Genomic DNA, 16,890 nt, shown 5'->3' with positions numbered 1-16,890 from the left:
AGGGTTAGATCGACATACTCATCAGATCGTTAAATCCGGTGGCGATTTTGTTGCGCACCTGCACCAGCGCGGAGAAAGAGAGCGACGCCTGCTGGCTGGCGATCATCGCCCCGGCAAGGTCATCACTTTTGCCCGTATCGACAGCCGTTTGCTGCTGCTCCGCCACCTGCTGGAACTGGTCAACGTGACCGAGCGCGCCGGACATAATGCGGTTAAACGACACGTCCGGGTCGGTGGAACTGAAGGTCATGGCGGGTAGCACCGGCGCCTGGGCGTTGGCCTGCATCCGCTGCACGTCCTGCAAAATTTGCGCCTGCATGGTGCTGTTGATTGTGGTAATGCTCATTTTTAACTTCCGGGTCAGGAGAAAACTTCGATACCGTGCTTGCGCATGGAGGCCAGTCGATAGCGCAGGGCGCGCGGGGTAATGCCTAACAGGTCGGCGATTTTGCTGCGGTTGCCCTGATATTTACGCATCAGGTCGGCGATATATTGATACTGCGCGCTTCGTCCGTGCTGGCCCAAATCGCTGGTTTCGGCAATGTGGACGGCGGGCTGAACAGGCCATTGCAGTTCGCTGCGGTCGGCAACGTCCGTTTCCGGCAGGCCTAATGCGTCCGGGAAAATTACGCCGTCGCGGTTTAAGATCATTCCTCGCTGAATGGCGTTCTCCAGTTGGCGCACGTTTCCAGGCCAGCGGTAATTAAGCAGCGCGCGGCGGGTGGATTCGGACAGGGTGATATTTTTCACCAGCACCGTGGAGTATTTTTTAATAAATGACTCTGCCAGCGGAATAATATCGTTCAGGCGTTCACGTAGTGGCGGCATGGTAATAGGAATAACCGCCAGACGATAATAGAGATCTTCACGAAAACGTCCGGCGGCAACTTCCTGCTCCAGATTTTTATTGGTGCAGGCAATCAGGCGAAAATTGAGTTTGATTTGTCGGTTGCTGCCTAATCGCTCAACCTGTTGTTCCTGCAACACGCGTAATATTTTGGCCTGTAGCGCCAGCGGCATTTCACCAATTTCATCGAGCAATAAGGAGCCGTTATTTGCCAGTTCCATTTTTCCTGGCACGCTGGCAATTGCGCCGGTAAATGCACCTTTGTCGTAGCCAAATAACGTCGATTCCAGCATATTTTCCGGGATCGCCGCGCAGTTCACGCCGATATAGGGCGCGTTATCATTTTCACCAAAGGCTACGGTGTGAATATATTTCGCCACGCACTCTTTCCCCGCGCCGGTTTCGCCCTGAATCAGGACCGGCACGTTAAAGGCGGCGACACGCTTTGCCAGAGTAAAAGCGTTAATGCTGGAAGCGGCAGTTGCAATAAGTTCAGACATAGGGTGAACGATATAAGTAGCGACAGAAAACAGGATGTTCTGAAGCGTATCACCGGCGGGATTAACAAGTTCGAATTAAACGATAATAAAAATATTATTTGTTGTTAAACAATGAGTTATCCATGTAGGCCGGATAAGGCGTTTACGCCGCATCCGGCAATTGTGCACCGGTGCCTGATGCGACGCTGCGCGTCTTATCAGGCCTACAGGGCGTGCAATGTTTTATGACGATGCCTGATATATCATCCTTTAATAATTTAATTATTTTTTCACCCTATTAATAATTTGCCTGCTTCACGCCCCGTCTATTTAATACCTCACCTTGTGTCACTGCCGGAATTGCGTGCACAAAAACGCCCATACCATTACAGCAGAGAAAGTAAGCCATGCTGAAGTACAGTAAAACGCCAGGCATCTTTAAATTAGAAGGTAATCGGCTCGGACGCCCCTACCATCGCCTGCCGACCCTGTTTACGGGGAATTTTGACGTGATTGATTCGCATCTTGGCAGCTACTTTCTCAAAAAGCATCGCAGCAATATCACCTTAAAAAAGATTGGCTGCGAAATGGATATTATCAATAAAAACGCCGAACTGATGGTTTCCCAGGTCGGGCATCTGGCGTTTGATATTGATCGCTCCTTATTGTTAATGCTACTGGGTAATTTTTATGGTCTGGAGTCGTCTCTTGAAGAAGCGAAAGCGCATAACGGCCTACCGACCAAAACTGAAACGCGGTTAAAGAATCGCCTGGCGCTGGATATCTGCACGCTGATATTTAATCTGCAAACCTCCGGTATTGCGCTGAAATTAAAGCTGGACAGCAGCACGGTGATTACCCACTGGGCGTATCAATTAACCTTTACCCTTGCGGGCGATGAAGAGAGCCGTTTTCGTATTTTGCTCGACGATGCCCACACCGATTTTATTTTAAATCTGATCCGCCACAGTGAGCACAGTAAACCGCAGCAGGTGGCGAAATCCGTCAACAAGCCGGCACTGATTAAAGAGATCATCCGCTCTCTGCCGTTGACCCTGAACGTCAAAATCGCCGAGCTGTCGCTAAATGTCGCCGATCTGGCGCAGATAAAAGCCGGGGATATTTTACCCATCTCGCTGGGAGAATCATTCCCGGTGGCGATTGGGCAATCTGAATTATTTAGCGCCCTGATAGTGGAAGACAAAGACAAACTGTTTTTGTCGGAGCTGGCGGGCAAAAATGAGAATAGCCATGAGTAAGCAAGAAGATATTTTAGCCGGGGATTTTGGCCTCACCGATGACGTTGCGCCTGTCACGAAATCCGCCGACGCCGACACGCTGGTCACTCGCCTGGAAGACCGCTTTTCCGACTCGATGACGCTGCTGAAACGCATTCCGGTGACCTTAACGCTGGAAGTGTCGTCGGTGGAAATCATGTTAGCCGACCTGCTGAACATCGACGACGACACGGTGATTGAACTGGATAAGCTCGCCGGGGAGCCGCTGGATATTAAAGTGAACAATATCCTGCTGGGGAAAGCGGAAGTGGTGGTGGTCAACGAGAAGTACGGCCTGCGCGTGCTGGAATTTAACACCCGCGATATCAACGATCTGGCACCATGAAACGCCGCACTCAACTGACGCTGGGCCTGGCGCTGCTGGCGCTCGCGCCGCTGGCAATCGCCCAGGGCGGTGATATTGCGCTGCTTAACGTGGTCACTCATGGCAACACTCAGGAATACAGCGTCAAAATCCAGGTTCTGATTCTGATGACCCTCGTCGGTTTGTTGCCGACGATGGTGCTGATGATGACCTGCTTTACGCGCTTTATTATCGTGCTTTCACTACTGCGCCAGGCGCTGGGGCTGCAACAAACGCCGCCAAACCGCATTCTGATTGGCATTGCGCTCTCCCTCACCCTGCTGGTGATGCGCCCTGTCTGGCTGAATATTTACGACCACGCGGTGGTGCCGTTCGAAAACGATCAGATTACCCTGACCGATGCGTTAAGCACCGCCGCGACGCCGCTGAAACGCTTTATGCTGGCGCAGACCGACAAAAAAGCGATGGCGCAAATCATGACCATCGGCGGCGCAAAGGGCAATGCCGCCGACCAGGATCTCTCCATCGTGGTGCCCGCCTATGTGCTGAGCGAGCTGAAAACCGCTTTCCAGATTGGCTTTATGATTTACATCCCGTTTCTGGTTATCGACCTGATTGTCGCCAGCGTATTGATGGCGATGGGGATGATGATGCTGTCGCCGCTGATCGTTTCGCTGCCCTTTAAGCTGATGCTGTTTGTGCTGATCGACGGCTGGTCGTTGACCATCGGCACGCTTACCACCAGCATTCGCGGGCTGGGGCTGGGCTGATTATGTTGACCGTTGACGTAGCCGCCGACATTGTCGCCAGCGGCATAAAAGTGGTGATTTTACTGGTTTCGGTACTGGTGGTGCCAAGCCTGCTCGTTGGTCTGCTGGTGAGCGTGTTCCAGGCAGTGACGCAGATTAACGAACAGACACTGAGCTTTTTACCGAGGCTGATTGTCACGCTGGTGGTGCTAGGGGTGTGCGGCAAATGGATGATTATCCAGTTGCATGACCTGTGCATTCACCTGTTTAGCCAGGCCGCGTTGCTGGTGCATTAAGATGCGCACAAGCGACGTTACGCAACTGACGGATCTGGCGCTGGGGCTGTGGTTTCCCTTCGTGCGCATTATGGCGTTTCTGCGCTATGTGCCGGTGCTGGATAACAGCGCCCTGACCATGCGCGTGCGGATTATTTTGTCGCTGGCGCTGGCAATCATCATCACGCCGTTGATCCCCCATCCCATTCCCCATGATTTGCTATCGCTCAACAGCCTAATCCTGACGGTGGAGCAAATCTTATGGGGCATGTTATTCGGGCTGATGTTTCAGTTTCTGTTTCTCGCACTACAGCTGGCCGGGCAAATTCTCTCGTTCAATATGGGGATGAGCATGGCGGTGATGAACGACCCGAGCAGCGGCGCATCGACCACCGTGCTGGCGGAGTTAATTAACGTCTACGCGATCCTGCTGTTTTTTGCCATGGACGGGCATCTGTTGCTGGTGAGCGTGTTGTATAAGGGCTTCACCTACTGGCCGATTGGCAACGCGCTGCATCCGCAAACCCTGCGCACCATCGCGCTGGCCTTTAGCTGGGTGCTGGCGTCGGCATCGCTGCTGGCGCTGCCGACCACTTTTATCATGCTGATTGTGCAGGGCTGCTTTGGCTTGCTCAACCGCATTGCGCCGCCGCTGAATCTCTTTTCACTTGGCTTTCCCATCAACATGCTGGCAGGGCTGGTCTGTTTTGCCACCCTGCTCTACAACCTGCCGGATCACTATCTGCATCTGGCGAATTTTGTCTTACAACAACTCGACGCGCTGAAAGGTCACTATGGCGGATAGCAGCAGCGAAGAAAAAACAGAGAAACCCTCGGCGCAAAAGCTGCGTAAAGCGCGTGAAGAGGGGCAACTGCCGCGCTCGAAGGATATGGGGCTGGCGGCGAGCCTGTTTGCGGCGTTTGTGGTGATCTCCAGCAGCTTCCCGTGGTATGCCGATTTTGTACGCGAGAGTTTTGTCAGCGTGCATCAATACGCGCAGGAGATTAATAACCCAGAGGTGATCGGCCAGTTTCTGCGCCATCACCTGTTAATTCTCGGCAAGTTTATTCTCACGTTGCTGCCGATGCCCGCCGCCGCACTGCTCTCCTCACTGGTGCCTGGCGGCTGGCTGTTCTTGCCGAAAAAAATCCTCCCGGATTTCAGCAAAATCAGCCCGTTAAAAGGCATTGGTCGGCTGTTTTCCAGTGAACATCTGGCGGAAACAGGCAAGATGACGGCGAAGTCGGTGGTGGTGCTGGTGATGCTGTGGATTAGCCTGCGCAATAACTTTGCCGCCTTCCTCGGCCTGCAAGCGCTGCCGTTCAAACTGGCGATGAATGAGGGTTTGTCGCTCTACGCCAGCGTGATGCGCAACTTTGTCATCCTGTTTATTTTCTTCGCGCTTATCGACGTGCCGCTGGCGAAAGCCCTGTTTACCAAAGGGCTGAAGATGACTAAGCAGGAGCTGAAAGAAGAGTACAAAAATCAGGAGGGCAAGCCGGAAGTGAAAGCGCGTGTGCGGCGGCTGCAACGGCAGCTGGCGATGGGGCAAATTCGCAAAGTGGTGCCGAAAGCCAACGTGGTGATCACCAACCCGACCCACTACGCCGTGGCGTTGAAGTATGACCAGTCGCGCGCCGCTGCGCCGTTTGTAGTGGCGAAAGGCACCGATGAAATCGCCCTCTATATTCGCCAGGTCGCCACGGAGAATCAGGTGGAAGTGGTCGAGTTCCCGCGGCTGGCGCGCTCGGTTTACTACACCACCCAGGTGAATCAGCAAATTCCGTTTCAGCTTTACCGGGCCATCGCCCACGTTCTGACCTACGTCCTGCAAATGAAACACTGGCGCGAGGGCGCACAGCCGCGCCCGGCCCTGAACAGACATATTTCCATTCCCAAAGAGGTGCTTAAACTGGATGGCGAAAACAACTAAATCGTTCCTCGCGCTGCTGCGCGGCGGCAATCTCGGCGTGCCGCTGGTGATCCTGTGTATTCTGGCGATGGTTATTTTGCCGCTGCCGCCTGCGCTGCTGGATATTCTGTTCACCTTCAACATTGTGCTGGCGGTGATGGTACTGCTGGTGGCGGTGTCGGCAAAACGACCGCTGGAATTCAGCCTGTTCCCGACCATTTTGCTGATCACCACCTTAATGCGCCTGACGCTCAACGTTGCCTCCACGCGCGTGGTTCTGCTGCACGGGCATCTCGGCGCGGGCGCGGCGGGTAAGGTGATTGAGTCGTTTGGTCAGGTGGTGATTGGCGGCAACTTTGTCGTCGGTTTCGTGGTGTTTATCATCCTGATGATCATCAACTTTATTGTCGTCACCAAAGGGGCCGAGCGTATCTCCGAGGTTTCTGCCCGCTTTACCCTGGACGCGATGCCCGGCAAGCAGATGGCGATTGACGCCGATCTTAACGCCGGATTGATCAATCAGGCGCAGGCGCAGACCCGGCGTAAAGATGTTGCCAGCGAGGCCGATTTCTACGGCGCGATGGACGGGGCATCAAAATTTGTGCGCGGGGATGCCATCGCCGGGATGATGATTCTGGCGATCAACCTGATCGGCGGCGTCTGTATCGGGATCTTCAAATACAATCTGAGCGCCGATGCCGCCTTCCAGCAGTATGTGCTGATGACCATCGGTGACGGCCTGGTGGCGCAGATCCCTTCCCTGCTGCTTTCCACCGCGGCGGCGATTATCGTCACCCGCGTCAGCGACAACGGCGATATCGCCCATGATGTGCGCCACCAGCTGCTGGCAAACCCGTCGGTGCTCTACACCGCCACCGGGATTATGTTCGTGCTGGCAGTGGTGCCAGGAATGCCGCACTTCCCGTTCCTGATGTTCAGCGCCCTGCTTGGCTATACCGGCTGGAGGATGAGCAAACAACCGCAGGCGGCGGAGGCGGAAGAGAAAAGCCTCGAAACGCTGACCCGCACAATCACTGAAACCAGCGAGCAACAGGTCAGTTGGGAAACCATTCCGCTGATCGAGCCCATCAGTTTAAGCCTCGGTTACAAGCTGGTGGCGCTGGTGGACAAAGCGCAGGGTAACCCGCTCACCCAGCGGATTCGCGGCGTGCGGCAGGTGATTTCCGACGGCAACGGCGTGCTGCTGCCGGAGATCCGCATTCGCGAAAACTTCCGCCTCAAGCCCAGTCAGTACGCCATTTTCATCAACGGCATTAAGGCTGATGAAGCGGATATTCCGGCGGATAAACTGATGGCCCTGCCCTCCAGCGAAACCTACGGCGAGATTGACGGCGTGCTGGGGAACGACCCGGCGTACGGGATGCCGGTGACCTGGATTCAGCCCGCGCAGAAGGCGAAGGCGCTGAATATGGGGTATCAGGTGATCGACAGTGCCAGCGTAATTGCCACACATGTGAATAAGATTGTGCGCAGCTATATTCCTGATTTGTTTAACTATGACGATATTACTCAGCTGCATAACCGTTTGTCGTCGATGGCACCGCGCCTGGCAGAGGATTTGAGTGCGGCGCTGAATTACAGCCAGTTGCTGAAAGTGTACCGGGCGCTGCTGACCGAAGGCGTTTCCCTGCGCGATATCGTCACCATCGCCACCGTGCTGGTCGCCAGTAGCACCGTCACCAAAGATCATATTCTGCTGGCGGCCGATGTGCGCCTGGCACTGCGGCGCAGCATTACCCATCCGTTCGTTCGCAAGCAGGAGCTGACGGTGTATACGCTGAATAATGAGCTGGAAAACCTGCTGACCAACGTGGTGAATCAGGCGCAACAGGGTGGCAAAGTGATGCTCGATAGCGTGCCGGTGGACCCGAATATGCTCAACCAGTTCCAGAGCACGATGCCGCAGGTGAAGGAGCAGATGAAAGCCGCAGGTAAAGACCCGGTGCTGCTGGTGCCGCCGCAGCTGCGCCCTTTGCTGGCGCGCTACGCAAGGTTGTTTGCGCCGGGGCTGCATGTGCTGTCGTATAACGAAGTGCCGGATGAGCTGGAGTTGAAGATTATGGGGGCGTTGAGTTGATGCCTTTTAAGAAACGCAATACGATGACATCAATTTATGACGTCAGGGATTGATAAGATGATGAAAACGCGTTCATTAATATCTCAAGCATCGAACATTATCACCATTAAAGGTCAACCAGCCGCAGTGACATTTGAAGCCGATATCAACGCATTTCGCGGCAAATTCCTCAATGTAAATGGTTATTGTGACTTTGTGGCCACAAGCATTGAGGCATTGTACCGGGAAGGTGAAAGTGCGCTGGATGAGTGGATGGCGGATTGTGAAGAGGACGGCATTGCCCCTTTTCGTGAAGAAGAAGAGCAAAAACGCCTGACGCTTCGTGTTCCTCATCACATCGATTCACGGCTGACCATTGTCGCCAGACAACATTCCATTTCAAAAAATCAGCTTATTGTTGATGTGTTAGAACGTGAGTTTTCATCCCAGATGTAAACAGGTCGGATGCCATATGGCATCCGATTTTTTGCCTGATCGTCAGTAATCTCCATTTACAAAATCGTCTCTTCCGTCAAAATCCGTCGCGCGCCCAAAAAATGGTCCTGCCAGAAAGGTTCGGTTAATCGGCTTATCCGAATGGTTTCGCCGGTACGTGGCGACTCGATAAATTGCCCATAGCCCAAATACACGCCCATATGATCGGCTATCTCGCGGCTGTGGATATGGAAAAACAGCAAATCTCCCCGGCGCAGGTCGTTGTTCGCCACAATCGTTGCCCGATGGTAGTGATACATCTCATTGGCTGTGCGCGGGAGCTTCGCCTCAAGGATCTTGTTGTAGGCATAAAAAACTAACCCGCTGCAGTCGAAGCCTTTATCAGGCCGCGTACCACCCCAGACGTAAGGCTTACCAAGCTGCTGCTCCAGACGGTGAATCGCTACTTCGGTGATGTTATGCAGATGGTCGCTGCTTAAGAAATGGTTGTTTTCCGCCAGCGCCTGCCAATGTTTATCGCTCAACTTCAACGGTGCAGGGAACCACTCAGGATGCTGTTTTATCTGCTCCCGGTTGTGCTGGCGCAGCGCCCTTCTGCTTTGTGCATCGCCTTCCACAATGTAGCTGGCCTGTTTTTTCAGATGCGCGTGGTATCGCTTTAGCAATCGCGTACGGTTTTGCATCCGCTGGCGGGCGGCGTAGCTGAAAGAGATATGTGATGCGGTGGCGCTGGCAAATGAAGAAAACGGCAAGCAAAGCAACAATAATCCCGACAACACAAAAGAGGGAATCGACGGCAAAGACATTCTCAATAATGGCTGGTCATGCATTGATGTTGCAGTGTATCCCGGCCCGTACCTGAACAAACTTAATAAACCATTATTATAAAATTAATAAATATATTTCAGTTAATTATGTAAAAACATCCGTTTATTAAATTACTCATGGATTGTCGTTGTTGCTCATTTGAGCTACAATTCAAGCTGAATAAATATACAGCACAGGAGATACCCCAATGGCTGCTAACGCGTTTGTTCGCGCCCGAATCGATGAAGATCTGAAGAATCAGGCGGCGGACGTACTGGCCGGGATGGGGCTGACCATCTCTGACCTGGTTCGCATAACCCTCACAAAAGTCGCGCGTGAAAAGGCATTGCCGTTTGATTTACGCGAGCCTAATCAATTAACCATTCAATCAATTAAAAACAGCGAAGCTGGCGTTGATGTTCATAAGGCCAAAGACGCCGATGATTTATTTGATCAATTAGGAATTTAAATATGATTCAAAGGGATATTGAATACTCGGGACAATTTTCAAAGGATGTAAAACTTGCACAAAAGCGTCATAAGGATATGAATAAATTGAAATATCTTATGACGCTTCTTATCAATAATACTTTACCACTTCCAGCTGTTTATAAAGACCACCCGCTGCAAGGTTCATGGAAAGGTTATCGCGATGCTCATGTTGAACCGGACTGGATCCTGATTTACAAACTTACCGATAAACTTTTACGATTTGAGAGAACTGGAACTCACGCGGCGCTATTTGGGTAAAGCCCGCTTCCGATGAAATTTGTAAACCCTGCGCCGACAGGCTTGCGTAAAACTCTTTTGGTGATAATGTGAGCCTTCCAAATCCAGACTATTCCGATTTGGGATCCATTTTGCCGTCCTGGCGTGTGTAACCGTTTTATCAAGGAATAAGCAGTATGCGTAAAATCGCATTAATTCTTGCGATGTTGTTGATCCCGTGCGTTTCGTTTGCCGGTTTGCTGGGCAGCAGTAGCTCGACCACGCCAGTGAGCAAAGAGTATAAGCAGCAGTTGATGGGCTCCCCTGTCTACATCCAGATCTTCAAGGAAGAACGTACGCTCGATCTCTACGTCAAAATGGGCGAGCAATATCAACTGCTCGATAGTTATAAAATCTGTAAATATTCCGGCGGTTTAGGGCCAAAACAGCGTCAGGGCGATTTCAAAAGCCCGGAAGGGTTTTATAGCGTCCAGCGTAATCAGTTAAAACCAGACAGCCGTTACTACAAAGCGATTAATATTGGTTTCCCCAATGCCTATGACCGTGCGCATGGTTATGAAGGGAAATACCTGATGATCCACGGCGATTGTGTTTCCATCGGCTGCTACGCGATGACCAATCAAGGTATTGATGAGATCTTCCAGTTCGTTACTGGCGCGCTGGTGTTTGGTCAGCCGAGTGTGCAGGTAAGTATTTATCCTTTCCGCATGACCGACGCCAACATGCAGCGCCATAAATACTCCAACTTTAAGGACTTCTGGGAGCAACTGAAGCCGGGCTACGACTACTTTGAACAGACCCGTAAGCCACCGACCGTTTCTGTGGTCAATGGCCGTTACGTCGTCAGCAAACCGTTGAGCCATGAAGTGGTGCAGCCACAGCTGGCATCAAACTACACGCTCCCCGAGGCAAAATAAGCGCCATTCGCCTGGCATAATCTTTTGCCAGGTTTCATTGCCCGTCAGCGGCTGTGTCGCAATCACCGTGACCACATCATTCGGTGTGGTCTGCGAGCTGAAGTCGATTTCCACATCCTGATCCAGCAACGTTGCCACGCCAAACGGCGCGCGGCGGGTGATCCAGTGCAGATTGGTCGAGCAATACGCCATTACATAGCGTCCGTCCGAAAGTAGCATGTTGAAAACGCCCTTCTGCCGCAGTTCATCCGCCAGTGAGGCGATATATTTAAACACTGCCGCCATGTTGCCTGGTGTGCGCGGGTAACGCTGTGTTAATTTATGCAGCAGCCAGCAAAAGGCTTTTTCGCTGTCGGTTTCACCTACCGGACGGAAGTTGCCGGTTTCCAGTGACTTGTACCCCGTCAGTTGCCCGTTATGGGCATAAGTCCAGTTGCGTCCCCATAACTCGCGGGTAAACGGGTGAGTATTTTCCAGCGCCACCTCGCCCCGATTGGCCTGGCGAATATGAGCCACCACCGAACAGGATTTTATCGGGTAGTCCTGGACAAGTTTGGCGATGGGGGAATTAAAGCTGGGTTGTGGATCTTTAAATGTGCGACAGCCTTTACCTTCGTAAAAGGTAATGCCCCAGCCATCTTTATGTGGCCCGGTTCCACCACCACGCTGCACCAGACCGGTGAAACTAAAGCAGATATCGGTAGGGACGTTAGCGCTCATCCCGAGCAATTCGCACATGGGTAACCTCCACAACAGCGGGAGCGCATGGCCCCCGGCGAAGATTGATTTAAGAATTTTCAGGTCGGATGCGGCGTGAATGCATTATTCGGCCTACGGTTCGGGTACAGATTTGTAGGCATGATAAGACGCGTCAGCGTCGCATCAGGCATCAGCGCACAAGTGCCGGATGCGGCGTAAACGCCTTATCCAGCCTACGCCAGACTTACTTAACCATCTCTTTTTCAATTAACTGGATCAGGATATGGATCACTTTAATGTGGATCTCCTGAATGCGGTCGGCATAACCAAAGTGCGGAACGCGAATTTCGATATCCGCTGTGCCAGCCATTTTGCCGCCGTCTTTACCCGTCAGGGTGATCACTTTCATCCCCTTCTCACGCGCCGCCGAGATCGCTTTGATCACGTTTGCAGAGTTACCGGAGGTGGAGATCCCCAGCAGTACATCGCCTTCGCGACCTACCGCTTCAACGTAGCGGGAGAAAATATCGTTGAAACCAAAATCGTTACCGACGCAGGAAATATGACTAACGTCAGAAATGGCAATCGCCGGATAGCCCGGACGGTTTTCACGGTAGCGACCGGTCAACTCTTCGGCAAAGTGCATAGCGTCGCAATGGGAGCCGCCGTTGCCGCAGGAAAGCACTTTGCCACCGGCTTTAAAGCTGTCTGCTAACAGGACCGCCGCGCGCTGAATGGCGTGAATATTGGCGTCATCTTTTAAAAAGTTAGCCAGCGTTTCCGCCGCTTCGTTCAGTTCGTTACGAATAAGATCCTGGTACATGAGGATATCCTTCAGCATAAATGTAATAGACAAAATGCAGTGTACCGGATACCGCCAAAAGCGAGAAGTACGGGCAGGTGCGATGACCAGGACTTTTTGACCTGAAGTGCGGATAAAAACAGCAACAATGTGAGCTTTGTTGTAATTATATTGTAAACACATTGCTAAATGTTTTTACATCCACTACAACCATATCATCACAAGTGGTCAGACCTCCTACAAGTAAGGGGCTTTTCGTTATGATGATTTTGAGTATTCTCGCTACGGTTGTCCTGCTCGGCGCGTTGTTCTATCACCGCGTGAGCTTATTTATCAGCAGTCTGATTTTGCTCGCCTGGACAGCCGCCCTCGGCGTCGCTGGTCTGTGGTCTGCGTGGGTACTGGTGCCTCTGGCCATTATCCTCGTACCGTTTAACTTTGCGCCTATGCGTAAGTCGATGATTTCTGCGCCGGTATTTCGTGGATTCCGTAAGGTGATGCCACCGATGTCACGCACTGAAAAAGAAGCGATTGATGCAGGCACTACCTGGTGGGAAGGCGACTTGTTCCAGGGCAAGCCGGACTGGAAAAAGCTGCATAACTATCCGCAGCCGCGCCTGACGGCTGAAGAGCAAGCGTTTCTCGACGGCCCGGTAGAAGAAGCCTGCCGGATGGCGAATGATTTCCAGATTACTCATGAGCTGGCGGATCTGCCGCCGGAGCTGTGGGCGTACCTTAAAGAGCATCGCTTCTTCGCGATGATCATCAAAAAAGAGTACGGCGGGCTGGAGTTCTCGGCTTATGCCCAATCTCGTGTGCTGCAAAAACTCTCCGGCGTGAGCGGGATCCTGGCGATTACCGTCGGCGTGCCGAACTCATTAGGCCCGGGCGAGCTGCTGCAACATTACGGCACTGATGAGCAGAAAGATCACTATCTGCCGCGTCTGGCGCGTGGTCAGGAGATCCCCTGCTTTGCATTGACCAGCCCGGAAGCGGGTTCCGATGCGGGCGCGATTCCGGATACCGGGATTGTCTGCATGGGCGAGTGGCAGGGCCAGCAGGTGCTGGGGATGCGACTGACCTGGAACAAACGCTACATTACGCTCGCGCCAATTGCGACCGTGCTTGGGCTGGCGTTTAAACTCTCCGACCCGGAAAAACTGCTGGGCGGTGCAGAAGATTTAGGTATTACCTGTGCGCTGATCCCGACCACCACGCCGGGCGTGGAAATTGGTCGTCGCCACTTCCCGCTGAACGTACCGTTCCAGAACGGACCGACGCGCGGCAAAGATGTCTTCGTACCGATCGACTACATTATCGGCGGACCAAAAATGGCCGGGCAAGGCTGGCGGATGCTGGTGGAGTGTCTCTCCGTGGGCCGCGGCATCACCCTACCTTCCAACTCAACCGGCGGCGTGAAATCGGTAGCACTGGCAACGGGCGCGTATGCGCACATTCGCCGTCAGTTCAAAATCTCTATCGGTAAGATGGAAGGGATTGAAGAGCCGCTGGCGCGTATTGCCGGTAATGCCTACGTGATGGATGCTGCGGCCTCGCTGATTACCTACGGCATTATGCTCGGCGAAAAACCTGCCGTGCTGTCGGCTATCGTTAAGTATCACTGTACTCACCGCGGGCAGCAGTCGATTATTGATGCGATGGATATCACTGGTGGCAAAGGCATTATGCTCGGGCAAAGCAACTTCCTGGCACGAGCTTACCAGGGCGCACCGATTGCCATCACCGTTGAAGGGGCCAACATTCTGACCCGCAGCATGATGATCTTCGGTCAGGGAGCGATTCGTTGCCATCCGTACGTGCTGGAAGAGATGGAAGCGGCGAAGAACAATGACGTTAACGCGTTCGATAAACTGCTGTTCAAACATATCGGCCACGTCGGCAGTAACAAAGTTCGCAGCTTCTGGCTGGGCCTGACGCGCGGTTTAACCAGCAGCACACCAACCGGCGATGCCACTAAACGTTATTATCAGCACCTGAACCGCCTGAGTGCCAACCTCGCCCTGCTTTCTGATGTGTCGATGGCGGTGTTGGGCGGCAGCCTGAAACGTCGCGAACGCATCTCGGCACGTCTGGGTGATATTTTAAGCCAGCTTTACCTCGCCTCTGCCGTTCTGAAGCGTTATGACGACGAAGGCCGTAATGAAGCCGACCTGCCGCTGGTGCACTGGGGCGTACAGGATGCACTGTATCAGGCTGAACAGGCGATGGATGATTTACTGCAAAACTTCCCGAACCGCGTGGTTGCCGGGCTGCTGAATGTGGTGATCTTCCCGACCGGACGTCATTATCTGGCACCGTCTGACAAGCTGGATCATAAAGTGGCGAAGATTTTACAAGTGCCGAATGCCACCCGTTCACGCATTGGTCGCGGTCAGTACCTGACGCCGAGCGAGCATAACCCGGTTGGTTTACTGGAAGAGGCACTGGTGGATGTGATTGCCGCCGACCCAATTCATCAGAGGATCTGTAAAGAGCTGGGTAAAAACCTGCCATTTACCCGTCTGGATGAACTGGCGCACAACGCACTGGCGAAGGGGCTGATTGATAAAGATGAAGCTGCTATTCTGGTGAAAGCGGAAGAAAGCCGTCTGCGCAGTATTAACGTTGATGACTTTGATCCGGAAGAGCTGGCGACGAAGCCGGTAAAGTTGCCGGAGAAAGTGCGGAAAGTTGAAGCCGCGTAATTGAATAACGGAGCCGAAAGGCTCCGTTTCTTTATCCGCTAATTATTTAAAATTAAAGCCATCCGGATGGTTTTCCAGGCTGCCGGTCAACGCCGCGAACAGCACCGTTTTACCATCAATCGAAAGCGCATCGTTCACATTCAGCCAGGTGAGTTTCTCTTGCGACGTTTTCTCATCAATGGTCGAGAACAGCCCCGTCATCTGATTAGATTTCTCGGACCACATCACAGCGATACGTTGCGAGCCACAGTCATGCGGTTTGCACGCGCTCATCACCTGATACGTCTCATCCCCCAATGTCACGGTTTGTGCGGGGGTATAAGTACCGCCTTTCATCACCCAGGCTGGCAGCTTATGCCCTTGTACCATCTGATTAAATGCAGCTTTGGTGGTTTCGCCCTTTGCCAGGCTGCTAATGGTTAAATCATCCTGCGCCATTGCACTGGTGGCGATGACCAGTGCGGCGACTGTCGTTATTGCCTTAAACATCATTCCTCCCGAGCTTATCCTGCCCATGTTATTAACCTCCTAAAGCCTGGCGATAACACGATAATTTGCAAATCAGATATTTCCAATATCAGCATTTGTTATCAATTTATTCTGCGCTAAGGCAACTGCCTGATAAGGTGTTAAAGTTATAAAACCCTTCGCATAAAGGAGTTGTACACCGTGCCTGGTTTGAAGATTACGCTTTTGCAGCAACCACTGGTGTGGATGGATGGTCCTGCCAACCTGCGCCATTTTGATCGTCAACTGGAAGGTATTACCGGACGCGATGTGATCGTTCTACCGGAGATGTTTACCAGCGGCTTTGCCATGGAAGCGGCAGCTTCGTCGCTAGCACAAGATGACGTAGTGAACTGGATGACAGCTAAAGCGCAGCAATGCAATGCGCTGATTGCAGGCAGTGTTGCATTACAAACGGAGTCTGGTTCGGTTAACCGCTTTTTGCTGGTTGAGCCGGGCGGCACGGTACATTTTTATGATAAGCGTCATCTGTTCCGCATGGCAGATGAGCATCTGCATTATAAAGCGGGCAATGCACGAGTGATTGTGGAATGGCGCGGCTGGCGTATTTTGCCGCTGGTGTGCTACGACTTACGTTTTCCGGTGTGGTCGCGCAATCTCAACGATTATGACCTCGCCATCTACGTTGCCAACTGGCCTGCACCGCGCTCTCTGCACTGGCAGGCATTGCTGACAGCCCGCGCGATTGAGAATCAGGCGTATGTGGCGGGATGCAATCGCGTCGGCAGCGATGGCAATGGCTGCCATTATCGCGGCGACAGCCGGGTGATTAATCCACAGGGCGAGATTATTGCCACTGCCGACGCGCATCAGGCAACGCGCATTGATGCGGAGCTGTCGATGGCGGTGTTAAGGGAATATAGAGAAAAGTTTCCGGCATGGCGGGATGCGGATGAGTTTAGGTTGTGGTGAGTGGGTGTTGTGTTTAGGACCGGGGAGAGTCGGGGTAAGACTACGAAAGCCCGCTCTCCTGCGACCACTTTTATCATAGGAGTGTGGAAGCGCTTTTCCATCAATTGCGATGACGTATTTATCATTTGATGAATGGCAATCTCGCATCCAGTTAATAAAGCATTCGTGAAATTTTGCAGGACTGATACATGATACAACTCTGGCAATAGTATCGTGAACAGGAATACCATTTTCAAAATCACCCTATTGCTTCAAAAAATCGAGATGAGTTTCCCCGAAATCCTCTATATCTTCCCAACCTTCTGCTCCAGAAATAACGGCACAAATAGTCAACAGTAGAATATCCGATAATTTATGTTCCACTTTCCAGGCTTGTCTGTAATCGGGGATAAT

The 16,890-nt window shown here is 52.5% G+C and carries 19 protein-coding genes and 1 pseudogene; 13 read left to right on the top strand and 7 right to left on the bottom strand.

Annotated elements, in window-relative coordinates; translation table 11 throughout:
* Positions 1-4: 4 nt before the first annotated feature.
* Both FQZ95_RS06220 and FQZ95_RS06215 read right to left on the bottom strand, forming a co-directional pair.
* Positions 5-346 (bottom strand): flagellar hook-basal body complex protein FliE, encoded by a 342-nt coding sequence (locus FQZ95_RS06220; protein ID WP_104920472.1) that lies wholly within the window; start codon positions 344-346, stop codon positions 5-7.
* A 14-nt stretch (positions 347-360) separates the two neighbouring features.
* Complete coding sequence (locus FQZ95_RS06215; protein ID WP_160530002.1) at positions 361-1,347, bottom strand: sigma-54 interaction domain-containing protein; 987 nt, start codon at positions 1,345-1,347, stop codon at positions 361-363.
* Positions 1,348-1,733: 386 nt separating this feature from the next.
* Here FQZ95_RS06215 and FQZ95_RS06210 point away from each other — a divergent pair, with 386 nt between their 5' ends.
* The 8 genes from FQZ95_RS06210 (at position 1,734) to FQZ95_RS06175 (ending at position 8,398) form a co-directional block, all read left to right on the top strand.
* Entirely contained in the window at positions 1,734-2,585 is an 852-nt protein-coding gene (locus FQZ95_RS06210; RefSeq protein WP_088542407.1) for a FliM/FliN family flagellar motor switch protein, read from the top strand.
* A complete protein-coding gene (locus FQZ95_RS06205) occupies positions 2,578-2,949 on the top strand; it encodes a FliM/FliN family flagellar motor switch protein (RefSeq protein ID WP_088542408.1) in 372 nt (123 codons plus the stop codon). The genes FQZ95_RS06210 and FQZ95_RS06205 overlap by 8 nt, the downstream gene beginning before the upstream one ends.
* Positions 2,946-3,698 (top strand): flagellar type III secretion system pore protein FliP, encoded by a 753-nt coding sequence (gene fliP, locus FQZ95_RS06200; RefSeq protein ID WP_160530001.1) that lies wholly within the window; start codon positions 2,946-2,948, stop codon positions 3,696-3,698. Before FQZ95_RS06205 ends, fliP begins: the two co-directional genes overlap by 4 nt.
* Before the next feature lie 2 nt (positions 3,699-3,700).
* Complete coding sequence (locus FQZ95_RS06195) at positions 3,701-3,973, top strand: flagellar biosynthetic protein FliQ (RefSeq protein WP_000958541.1); 273 nt, start codon at positions 3,701-3,703, stop codon at positions 3,971-3,973.
* 1 nt (position 3,974) lies between these two features.
* Positions 3,975-4,757, top strand: coding sequence for a flagellar biosynthetic protein FliR (gene fliR, locus FQZ95_RS06190; protein ID WP_038355525.1), 783 nt, complete (start codon positions 3,975-3,977; stop codon positions 4,755-4,757).
* Entirely contained in the window at positions 4,747-5,886 is a 1,140-nt protein-coding gene (gene flhB, locus FQZ95_RS06185; RefSeq protein ID WP_160530000.1) for a flagellar type III secretion system protein FlhB, read from the top strand. Before fliR ends, flhB begins: the two co-directional genes overlap by 11 nt.
* Positions 5,870-7,963, top strand: coding sequence for a flagellar biosynthesis protein FlhA (gene flhA / locus FQZ95_RS06180; RefSeq protein ID WP_160529999.1), 2,094 nt, complete (start codon positions 5,870-5,872; stop codon positions 7,961-7,963). The genes flhB and flhA overlap by 17 nt, the downstream gene beginning before the upstream one ends.
* Before the next feature lie 78 nt (positions 7,964-8,041).
* Positions 8,042-8,398 (top strand): type II toxin-antitoxin system HicB family antitoxin, encoded by a 357-nt coding sequence (locus FQZ95_RS06175; RefSeq protein ID WP_105278667.1) that lies wholly within the window; start codon positions 8,042-8,044, stop codon positions 8,396-8,398.
* Between the two features lie 56 nt (positions 8,399-8,454).
* Here the strand turns inward: FQZ95_RS06175 and FQZ95_RS06170 are convergent, their stop codons facing one another.
* Positions 8,455-9,204: a C40 family peptidase gene (locus FQZ95_RS06170; RefSeq protein ID WP_337190590.1), complete on the bottom strand. Its 750-nt coding sequence runs from the start codon at positions 9,202-9,204 to the stop codon at positions 8,455-8,457.
* A 209-nt stretch (positions 9,205-9,413) separates the two neighbouring features.
* Here FQZ95_RS06170 and dinJ point away from each other — a divergent pair, with 209 nt between their 5' ends.
* From dinJ to dpaA, 3 genes are all read left to right on the top strand, one after another.
* A complete protein-coding gene (gene dinJ / locus FQZ95_RS06165; protein WP_032183287.1) occupies positions 9,414-9,674 on the top strand; it encodes a type II toxin-antitoxin system antitoxin DinJ in 261 nt (86 codons plus the stop codon).
* Positions 9,675-9,676: 2 nt separating this feature from the next.
* Positions 9,677-9,955 (top strand): type II toxin-antitoxin system mRNA interferase toxin YafQ, encoded by a 279-nt coding sequence (gene yafQ, locus FQZ95_RS06160; RefSeq protein ID WP_000615979.1) that lies wholly within the window; start codon positions 9,677-9,679, stop codon positions 9,953-9,955.
* Positions 9,956-10,110: 155 nt separating this feature from the next.
* Positions 10,111-10,851, top strand: coding sequence for a peptidoglycan meso-diaminopimelic acid protein amidase (dpaA, locus tag FQZ95_RS06155; RefSeq protein ID WP_001225681.1), 741 nt, complete (start codon positions 10,111-10,113; stop codon positions 10,849-10,851).
* On the opposite strand, the gene FQZ95_RS06150 is transcribed toward dpaA, so the two are convergent.
* Both FQZ95_RS06150 and lpcA read right to left on the bottom strand, forming a co-directional pair.
* On the bottom strand, positions 10,822-11,589 hold the full coding sequence (locus tag FQZ95_RS06150; RefSeq protein ID WP_000333380.1) for a class II glutamine amidotransferase: 768 nt from the start codon (positions 11,587-11,589) through the stop codon (positions 10,822-10,824). The two genes, dpaA and FQZ95_RS06150, sit on opposite strands and share 30 nt — an antisense overlap.
* 205 nt (positions 11,590-11,794) lie before the next feature.
* Positions 11,795-12,373 (bottom strand): D-sedoheptulose 7-phosphate isomerase, encoded by a 579-nt coding sequence (gene lpcA / locus FQZ95_RS06145; protein WP_115799692.1) that lies wholly within the window; start codon positions 12,371-12,373, stop codon positions 11,795-11,797.
* A 239-nt stretch (positions 12,374-12,612) separates the two neighbouring features.
* Between lpcA and fadE the strand changes: the two genes are divergently transcribed.
* Complete coding sequence (gene fadE / locus FQZ95_RS06140; protein WP_000973081.1) at positions 12,613-15,057, top strand: acyl-CoA dehydrogenase FadE; 2,445 nt, start codon at positions 12,613-12,615, stop codon at positions 15,055-15,057.
* A gap of 42 nt (positions 15,058-15,099) precedes the next feature.
* Here fadE and ivy read toward each other — a convergent pair whose 3' ends face one another.
* Positions 15,100-15,546: an Ivy family C-type lysozyme inhibitor gene (ivy, locus tag FQZ95_RS06135; RefSeq protein WP_001308392.1), complete on the bottom strand. Its 447-nt coding sequence runs from the start codon at positions 15,544-15,546 to the stop codon at positions 15,100-15,102.
* 180 nt (positions 15,547-15,726) lie between these two features.
* Here ivy and yafV point away from each other — a divergent pair, with 180 nt between their 5' ends.
* Positions 15,727-16,497 (top strand): 2-oxoglutaramate amidase, encoded by a 771-nt coding sequence (gene yafV, locus FQZ95_RS06130; protein ID WP_088376516.1) that lies wholly within the window; start codon positions 15,727-15,729, stop codon positions 16,495-16,497.
* A gap of 51 nt (positions 16,498-16,548) precedes the next feature.
* Here yafV and FQZ95_RS26085 read toward each other — a convergent pair.
* Positions 16,549-16,890 (bottom strand): annotated as a pseudogene (locus FQZ95_RS26085) (ISAs1 family transposase); the annotation flags it as partial.

The sequence above is a fragment of the Escherichia sp. HH41S genome (genome assembly GCF_009820115.1).
Lineage (GTDB): Bacteria > Pseudomonadota > Gammaproteobacteria > Enterobacterales > Enterobacteriaceae > Escherichia > Escherichia coli_F.
The sequence above is the reverse complement of the archived record's forward strand: the minus strand, read 5'-3'. Positions and strand labels throughout refer to the sequence as shown.

Excerpts from the sequence above, each read along its gene's own strand:
- FQZ95_RS06220 (WP_104920472.1), bottom strand. The coding sequence starts at position 346 with ATGAGCATTACCACAATCAACAGCACCATGCAGGCGCAAATTTTGCAG.
- FQZ95_RS06215 (WP_160530002.1), bottom strand. The coding sequence starts at position 1,347 with ATGTCTGAACTTATTGCAACTGCCGCTTCCAGCATTAACGCTTTTACT.
- FQZ95_RS06210 (WP_088542407.1), top strand. The coding sequence starts at position 1,734 with ATGCTGAAGTACAGTAAAACGCCAGGCATCTTTAAATTAGAAGGTAAT.
- FQZ95_RS06205 (WP_088542408.1), top strand. The coding sequence starts at position 2,578 with ATGAGTAAGCAAGAAGATATTTTAGCCGGGGATTTTGGCCTCACCGAT.
- fliP (WP_160530001.1), top strand. The coding sequence starts at position 2,946 with ATGAAACGCCGCACTCAACTGACGCTGGGCCTGGCGCTGCTGGCGCTC.
- FQZ95_RS06195 (WP_000958541.1), top strand. The coding sequence starts at position 3,701 with ATGTTGACCGTTGACGTAGCCGCCGACATTGTCGCCAGCGGCATAAAA.
- fliR (WP_038355525.1), top strand. The coding sequence starts at position 3,975 with ATGCGCACAAGCGACGTTACGCAACTGACGGATCTGGCGCTGGGGCTG.
- flhB (WP_160530000.1), top strand. The coding sequence starts at position 4,747 with ATGGCGGATAGCAGCAGCGAAGAAAAAACAGAGAAACCCTCGGCGCAA.
- flhA (WP_160529999.1), top strand. The coding sequence starts at position 5,870 with ATGGCGAAAACAACTAAATCGTTCCTCGCGCTGCTGCGCGGCGGCAAT.
- FQZ95_RS06170 (WP_337190590.1), bottom strand. The coding sequence starts at position 9,204 with ATGTCTTTGCCGTCGATTCCCTCTTTTGTGTTGTCGGGATTATTGTTG.
- dinJ (WP_032183287.1), top strand. The coding sequence starts at position 9,414 with ATGGCTGCTAACGCGTTTGTTCGCGCCCGAATCGATGAAGATCTGAAG.
- yafQ (WP_000615979.1), top strand. The coding sequence starts at position 9,677 with ATGATTCAAAGGGATATTGAATACTCGGGACAATTTTCAAAGGATGTA.
- dpaA (WP_001225681.1), top strand. The coding sequence starts at position 10,111 with ATGCGTAAAATCGCATTAATTCTTGCGATGTTGTTGATCCCGTGCGTT.
- FQZ95_RS06150 (WP_000333380.1), bottom strand. The coding sequence starts at position 11,589 with ATGTGCGAATTGCTCGGGATGAGCGCTAACGTCCCTACCGATATCTGC.
- lpcA (WP_115799692.1), bottom strand. The coding sequence starts at position 12,373 with ATGTACCAGGATCTTATTCGTAACGAACTGAACGAAGCGGCGGAAACG.
- fadE (WP_000973081.1), top strand. The coding sequence starts at position 12,613 with ATGATGATTTTGAGTATTCTCGCTACGGTTGTCCTGCTCGGCGCGTTG.
- ivy (WP_001308392.1), bottom strand. The coding sequence starts at position 15,546 with ATGTTTAAGGCAATAACGACAGTCGCCGCACTGGTCATCGCCACCAGT.